Raw genomic sequence first — 7,858 nt, 5'->3', positions numbered from 1 at the left:
TGGGGCAGATATACTACATAATTATTAAAGGTCGCGGATACTTTGAGGCTGACAAGATAATATTTTTAATCTCTAATTCCATTTGATTTGCGTTCTCTCATATCGCTTTTAGTCTAAACTCCAGTAAAGCATTTGGCTCTAACAAAGCTGCTGATGTTGAAGCGAACAGTCTTGAGCGTAGTTTGCGACTTGCTTATGAAGAAATTTATTTTCACCAGACACAACTCTACTTGGACATTCGTATATGGGAAAGTAGGAATCAGCCATTTAGAGTTTTGCGGAATGACACATAATACCAAATTTGTAAAATTCTCTCTGCGTTCTCTGCGCCTCTGCGGTAACCTGTGGCAAGCCGCTTTGCATCTACGCTATAAAAAATTATTTTTCACATAAAATTCCCGACTTTTTCAAAAAGTCGGGAATCTGAATCTTTGGATTTTCACTAGTACAGCACAGCGTAACTCCTCTTGTTAAAGATAGGCAAACTTCTGCCAGTACTAGGGAATGTCAATTATTCCCTAATGAGGTACAGCTACTTGTGCATCGGCTACCTGGGTATTGTCAGCAACAATTTTGCGGAATAAATCGCCTTCAATTGTTTCCTGTTCTATTAACAAATCTACTAAACGTTCCAAAACTATGCGATTTTCCTGCAACAGTTCTATTGCTCTAATGTAGGACTTGTTAACAATTTCGCGCACCTGTGAATCAATTTTGGCGGCAATTTCCTCAGAATAGTCTGATTTATTCATCCAGTCACGTCCCAAAAATACCTCTCCACTCTGATTTTCTAGTGACAATGGGCCTAATTCTGACATCCCGAAGCGTGTCACCATCTGCCGCGCCATTCCTGTAACTTGTTGCAGGTCATTACCTGCACCCGTGGTCACTTCTGGCTTACCAAAAACAATTTCCTCGGCGGCGCGACCACCCAAAGTAGCAGTAATCCTGGCTTTGAGTTGGGAACGGGAAATTAACCCCTGTTCTTCGTTGGGAGTAAACCAAGTTAATCCCAGTGCTTGTCCCCGTGGGATGAGTGTAACTTTTTGTACAGGGTCATGGTCTTTGAGGAATGTACCAACTAAAGCATGTCCAACTTCATGATAGGCAATCAAGCGCTTGCTCTTGCTGTCTACTAAGGCGGTTCCTTCCATACCTGCAACGACTCTATCGACAGCAGCATCAATTTCTAAAAGGGTGACAGCTTCTTTGCGCCTCCTAGCAGTGAGAATGGCAGCTTCGTTGAGTAAGTTGGCTAAGTCTGCGCCAGTAAAACCAGGAGTGCGACGAGCGATCGCTTCTAATGATACGCTAGGATCAATTTTTTTGTTCCGCGCGTGGACTTTCAAAATTTCCAGTCGTCCTTTGAGATCCGGTGCATCCACCATCACTTGTCTGTCAAAGCGTCCTGGTCTGAGCAGCGCTGCATCTAGAACATCTGGGCGGTTAGTGGCAGCAATAATAATAATGCCTGTGTTACCTTCAAAACCATCCATTTCAGTGAGCAGTTGATTGAGGGTTTGTTCGCGCTCGTCGTTACCACCACCGATACCAGCACCCCGTTGTCTACCTACTGCATCAATTTCATCGATAAATATTAGACAAGGGGCATTCTCTTTGGCTTTCTTGAAGAGGTCGCGCACGCGAGATGCACCCACACCGACGAACATTTCTACGAATTCTGAACCGGAAATACTGAAGAATGGTACACCTGCTTCACCTGCGATCGCTTTTGCTAGTAAAGTTTTACCAGTACCCGGAGGGCCAATTAACAGCACTCCTTTGGGAATACGTGCGCCTACAGCAGTAAATCTTTCTGGCTGTTTCAGGAAAGTAACAACTTCTTCGAGGTCTTCTTTAGCTTCTTCAACCCCGGCTACATCTTCAAATTTTACTCCAGTTTTTGCCTCCATTTGGAAGCGAGCTTTGGATTTACCGAAATTCATCGCTTGGCTAGAAGCATTAGTAGAGCGACGCAGGAACAATAGCATTAAAGCCACCAGTGGCAAAATCCACATGAGATTGATCAACAGTCCAACAGCAGCTCGACTGTTAGCAGAAGAAACTTCGCCAAAATCAACATTCTTATCTTTGAGGATGTTAATTAACTCTGTGTTTTGTGCCAGAAGTCTCACCTGTTGCGGTGGTGTATCAGCTTTTTGCCCTTTGAGATAAACCTTTGCTAGCTGTTCAGTTTCGTCAAGCTCTACTTTTTGGATTTCTCCCGCCTTCGCTTTCTTGATCAAGTCGCCATAATTTAAAGAGGTGCTTTCTGCCTTTTGTGCCAAGACGGGAGTACTCCCGAAAATTCCTGGTAACATAATCAAACTAGCTGCAATCGCACCAACCCAAGCACCACGCTTTGGCGACTGTCTTTTTATCAATGGTTTTTTTCCCAAATTTGTCATAATAATTACCCTTTGTCTGCTGGCACAAGTTGAGCTATGGTTTTATGCCTATTCTTCTACCAAAAATTGTAATAACTGGAAATTACACTTTTCTTATCTAGTCTAACTTCCACACAAAACCATTCCCAAGTTTCTTCCGGCGATCGCATGAAGTTGAGCAACCAAGATCATTATCTAGATTTATGTAGCTGTTAAGACTGGGCATTGGGCATTGGGAAGAGGACTTGTCTCCCATGCTCCCCCTGCTCCTCATCTTCCCCAGTCCCCAGTAGATATTAATTTGACACATTCTGACACAAATCGCTAAGATAAACATAGTCATAACGATTCCGTTTTTTCCTAAATCTAGTAATAGTAGCTAGTTAATAGTTTGTGGGTTAATTAATTATGGTGAGAATTGTTGGCATTGGTGGTAGTTTAAGACCCAACTCCTATACCCAGCTTGCTTTACTTTTAGCAGTGCAAAGGATAGAAGCCCTCGGAGCAGAGGTAGAAATTCTTGATTTAAGACAGTTGCAGTTACCGTTTTGCACTGGTGCCAAGGAGTATCCAGAGTACCCAGATGTTCAGCGCTTGCAAGATACAGTCAGCCGCGCCGATGGATTAATTTTAGCGACACCTGAATATCATGGTGGGGTTAGTGGTGTCCTGAAAAATGCTCTAGATTTGATGAGCTTTGACCAACTGTCTGATAAAGTGACAGGACTAATCAGCGTATTAGGGGGTCAGTCTAATAGTAATGCTTTAAATGACCTACGGCTAATTATTCGTTGGGTGCATGGTTGGGTGATTCCAGAACAAATTGCGATCGGACAAGCTTGGGGTGCTTTCAGTCCTGAAGGCAAGCTAGTAGATGAGAAGCTTTCGCAAAGATTTGACCAATTTGCTCAGAGTTTAGTTGACAATACTCGCAAGCTGCGGGGTGTAAATTAGTTCTAGAGTAGGCAAGTTCGTAGTAAGGACTTTAGTCCTTATTTTCATTTTGTAATCACTAAAGTGCTTACTACAAACCCTCAAAAGGAGCTTGATATCATGTCCGTATAATTAGTTATGATTTCCACAGTCATAGTCATTGCACCCCACCCCTTAATCCCCTCCCCGCAAGCGGGGAGGGGAGACAAAGCGTAGCTTTGGCGGGGTGGGGTTCTTCGGGTTTAATAAGTAATCAAGCGGACATGATATGACATACTATAGCAATCCTAAATCATTTGTGAACCTATCCCACTAATAAAATTCTTTGAATCCAGATATGAATAGTAGCAAGGTCGATGAATGCATCAAAATATACTTTTTTACGTTCACGGGCGTACAACTAGGCGACGATATTTACGTTGGTACCAAGCAAAACAACGTTCCTGCTGATATCTGGGAACAGAGATTTTAAGAGGTCTACCTCTATTTTTCTTGGTTTTCCAAACCCGTTTTGGTATTTGGGGTCGAATGCCTCGCTTAACTTTGGCAGCACGTTTTTACGAGTGAATCGTAACCTTTATCAGTAGTCAGTACCTTAAGTTTTTTACGTGGTCTACCCCGTTTCAAAGTTTTCAGTTTAAATTATCAAGTAGAGGTAATACTTGTTCTCTCTCGTTACCATTGGCGGCAGTGGTGGAATTAGCTAGCGGCATTCCATTGCCAACAGTTACGTGTGTGAATAAGAACACCTTTACCCTTGCTACCATAAGCAATTTCCTCACCCCCTCCCATCAAGCGGGGAAAAAGAGCCATCAACAGCTCCAAAATCCCAGTTTATAAGACCTTTCTCATCAGCGTAGGCTAGCAAGAACCGCAGGCATCGCTAATATACGTGCTTGTAAATATTCAAATGTTCCATCTGAGCGCCATCGCTTTAGCCATCGGTGTTCCCCGTGCTTTTCGATGCCCACATATCACCACGAGGTAGGTCACACCATCGACAAGATAGTAATTAGAATGTACAACAGACTATTTAATACATGACGATATGGCGAATGAGGCATTCCTTTGCCACGTTTAGATGCCTCCTCAGAAAATATATCTTCAAACAACTTCCATTTCTTCGTCACTCAGTCCTTCAAAACGTCCAGCCATACAGTGATACACCCAATTCAAGTGAGAAGTAGATTACCACATTTTTATATTAGTGGGATAGGTTCATAGAAACTAAAAATAGAATTTGCTTCAGGAAGCTTGATTTTCCAAATTCGTTTCTGCGGCTCATAAATGATTAATGTCTCGCGGGTAATCGAGTTTGCATACTCGAACCGTATCGTCGCGCCCACGCCGTTAGCCGGCTGGTTATCTCCCGTCTCTAATATGACATCCGGGTGACCGCTCAAAGCTTGTTGAAGGGTTAAATAGTCGTCAAATGCCGACCAAAATTTATCGGGAGATAGTGGGGTAAACTTATCGGCAGTAAGCGAGAGACGCTTGCCAGCAATTAAATTCGCGAATTGTTCCGATGAAAAAGAAAAACTAAAAGGCATGGTTACTGTCTCGTAAAATCCACAAAGAAAAGATAATAATTAGAGTTTGCTGAAAAAGTTTTTCGAGATGACAAAAAGTCAGGAGTCAGAAGGGGGAGTGAGAAAGAAGTCAGAATCGTCTCTCATCTCAAAAAAAAGTGTTTGATTTTTGATGGGAGCAAGGCTTATTTCTTGCATCTGATCCGCCTTTTCTACCCCTGAATCTATTGATTTATCAAGGTTTTTGGTTGATTCAGCAAACCCTAATTAGCTGTCAGCTTCGATTGATTTCAAGGCTGACCGGAAAAGTTTCGAGAACCTTTAAACGGTGGTAGAGTTTCACTTTTTCCCCGCTAACGATTAAATGTCAATACTGGGAGGAAGATTTTCGGGATCTAAATAGGGATAGGGAAGTTTTCCGGCATTCTCTAGTTCCATATTGCGAACCTTGATGTCCGCCGAAAGCGCGGCAAAGCGAAGATTCACTCGGTGTTGTACTTCAGGGAATCTCTTTGCCAAAGGTGCGATCGCTAAATGTCCCGCGAAACGATGACGAGAAGGTGCCGTCAGTAAATAGGCAGAGTTAAGCTGGAACAAAATCCGATTGGGCGTGTGCGGTAAGGCGGTTTTTACATACTCGTCCGAAATCTCTTCTTCTCCTTCCGGCATCGGCGCTAACATAGCGATCGGATAGTTGGGAATATACGATCCGTAGTCGAACTGGGCAAAGTTGAGTATGGCGTGTCCGGCACTCGTTTTCCAGATAATATTTTGCAGAACACTGGCTAATTGCTGTTTACCGGTAATAGTTGTCGGGAATGAAGCGATGTCGGCCTTGTTTGGATCTCTCATTTCCGCGATCCATCCTTTCACCACCGTATCATTCGCCACTTCGTCATCGGTGGCATAAGCAGCATTCACAAAGTCGGTCGTATATTCGCCAAAAATATCCCACAACTTGAAACCATCCTCGCGATAGTAATAATTTTGAATACCATCCGATTGTTCGCGATCAAATCCGCGTTCGGCCAGTTGTTGGGGGAAACTGGATGACTCGAAATCCCATTTTAGCCACGCGTTGAGCATGATCTCTAAACCTTGCGCGGTTCCGGTCGAAAAGGTTGTATCGGTAAAGGGCATTACATTGGAAACCAAGGTATGCCGCGCCACGTAGTTGATACCGATCGTATCTTTGAAATGAGGGGCGAGAATATCTTTGATAGGATGGTCGATACCCGGTGGGAAAGCGTTGTGAAAAGCAACGCAAAAAGGTTCGACAGCAAGATGCCCGAATCCCAGATGCCAGACAAATTGCATAACTTGGTTATCGGCACTCTTCATGTGCAGTTTGGCGAGCATCCAGCGATTTTTAGGAGACTGTGGTGTATGGACGGGAAGGGTATCATTTAATCGGATACCGACCATATCCACGAATGCTTCCCCGTCTTCGCAGTTTTGCACGATTAGCGCGGTAGCGGGATACGTGTGCATCTCTAGATAGGGCTTAACGTTTTTTAGCTCAGGAAGATCGACCATCAACAGGCGTTTTTCCCGAATTAAATCCATGAGCGAGCTATCTTTATACATCAGACCACGCATATTTTCGGGAACTTCCTCGATCGCTCTGACCACTTTGACGACCATCGGATTCAGTCCGTTTAAAAAATGACTGGCGTATTCTCGATCCTTAAACCAATTCTTGATAATATGTTGCGTTGTCCCGATATATCCACCTTGTACGGCCTCGTAAATGTTCCCAGATCGAGCCAAACGCTCCTTTATCCCGATTTCGGTGTAGATAACCTCATTGAGTCGTTTAGAAAACATACCACCTCTTTCGGGATCTAACGCCTCTGATCGGGGCAGTCCCTTGACAGCACGAGGAAGTTTGGTCAAATCGACACCCGACGACAACCCCGGTATGTTTTCATATTTCTGATACTCCCAGATTTCTGGCTGATTTCCTACAACATTACCAACTATCTGCTTGAGAATCTTTTGAAATTTGCCTGTCAATTCGATTACTCTTTGCTGGCTCTCTCCTTCGGTATCATGAGGTAAGTTAATCGTGTTAGATTCTACTCTCGGATTCAAGGCGTTATTCAAATACTGAATTGCGCCAGTGTATGCCTTGTGTTGCATCGCCATCAGCGCTTGTTTTAAAGAAAATGGGTATGCCTCGGTGTAGGAATACCAACGGACTTGTGTGAAAGTTTCTTTGCGAGTTATCGGATCGATTAATGGGCTAAACTCTACAAAAGTAGATACGGCTTTCAAACCGTCGATTGGGGGTTCTACTTTCACGAAATCATATCGTTCGGAGAACTTTTCATCATCCCTTGCTACAAGCAATTCATCATATGTCGCATTTTGAACAATGAGTTTGAACCGCCTGATACAACCTAGTTGATCATTTCCTGGGGGCAAAATCTCCATCGTTTCGTAAATTTTCCACCATTCTAGGTTCTCTTTTCCAAACGGTCTAAACAACTCCCAAACTTGATGGATGGGTGCTTCTACGATGCCAAACACCTCAACATCAGGCTTTCGGTCAAAAAAGGTAGCTTCGCTAGACATTGTGATTAAATCTATTCGTTCTGGTTTTCAATGAAATTGCACAGCCTAACTGTAGCCAACTGCAAACATATAGCAGTCGCCAAAGCCGTTAGGACAGTTCGCGGGAAACGCGCCTTCAACAGCGTATTTATGATTTTATTGCTGTCCTAAGATTAGATAATTCAGATATTAACTTGGGCTGTTAGTACTAACTCAACAAAGTTGTTACTCTCTTAGCTGTCAAGTAACCATATTAAATCTAGCAACTTGCTTTTTGACTCAGTATTTTTACTGAAAAACAAGTAATTACACATTTCATTTATAATTTAACCCTCTTTCAAGAAACACTTGACGTAAAGCTTATGTAGAAAGGGTTTGATAAAATGAAGCTTCCTCCTTATCTTGAGATTTGGGGACAAGTTGAAGACCAAAAGCTTGCGCTTTCTTCTGGAG

General features: G+C 43.2%; 5 protein-coding genes. 1 reads left to right on the top strand and 4 read right to left on the bottom strand.

Features of this window, described 5'->3' with window-relative positions; genetic code table 11:
- Window positions 1-518: 518 nt before the first annotated feature.
- Window positions 519-2,408, bottom strand: coding sequence for an ATP-dependent zinc metalloprotease FtsH (ftsH, locus tag LC653_RS43545; protein WP_308189245.1), 1,890 nt, complete (start codon window positions 2,406-2,408; stop codon window positions 519-521).
- A gap of 387 nt (window positions 2,409-2,795) precedes the next feature.
- Here ftsH and LC653_RS43540 point away from each other — a divergent pair, with 387 nt between their 5' ends.
- Entirely contained in the window at window positions 2,796-3,341 is a 546-nt protein-coding gene (locus LC653_RS43540; RefSeq protein WP_229501469.1) for an NADPH-dependent FMN reductase, read from the top strand.
- Between the two features lie 611 nt (window positions 3,342-3,952).
- Here the strand turns inward: LC653_RS43540 and LC653_RS46650 are convergent.
- From LC653_RS46650 to LC653_RS43530, 3 genes are all read right to left on the bottom strand, one after another.
- Window positions 3,953-4,087, bottom strand: a complete 135-nt coding sequence (locus tag LC653_RS46650) for a hypothetical protein (protein ID WP_267923437.1) — start codon at window positions 4,085-4,087, stop codon at window positions 3,953-3,955.
- 432 nt (window positions 4,088-4,519) lie between these two features.
- Window positions 4,520-4,870 (bottom strand): SRPBCC family protein, encoded by a 351-nt coding sequence (locus tag LC653_RS43535; RefSeq protein ID WP_229501468.1) that lies wholly within the window; start codon window positions 4,868-4,870, stop codon window positions 4,520-4,522.
- 339 nt (window positions 4,871-5,209) lie between these two features.
- Window positions 5,210-7,426 (bottom strand): lipoxygenase family protein, encoded by a 2,217-nt coding sequence (locus LC653_RS43530; RefSeq protein ID WP_229501467.1) that lies wholly within the window; start codon window positions 7,424-7,426, stop codon window positions 5,210-5,212.
- Between the last annotated feature and the right edge of the window lie 432 nt (window positions 7,427-7,858).

Source organism: Nostoc mirabile CHAB5784, from assembly GCF_020829645.1.
Taxonomy (GTDB): domain Bacteria; phylum Cyanobacteriota; class Cyanobacteriia; order Cyanobacteriales; family Nostocaceae; genus Nostoc; species Nostoc mirabile.
The sequence above is the reverse complement of the archived record's forward strand: the minus strand, read 5'-3'. Positions and strand labels throughout refer to the sequence as shown.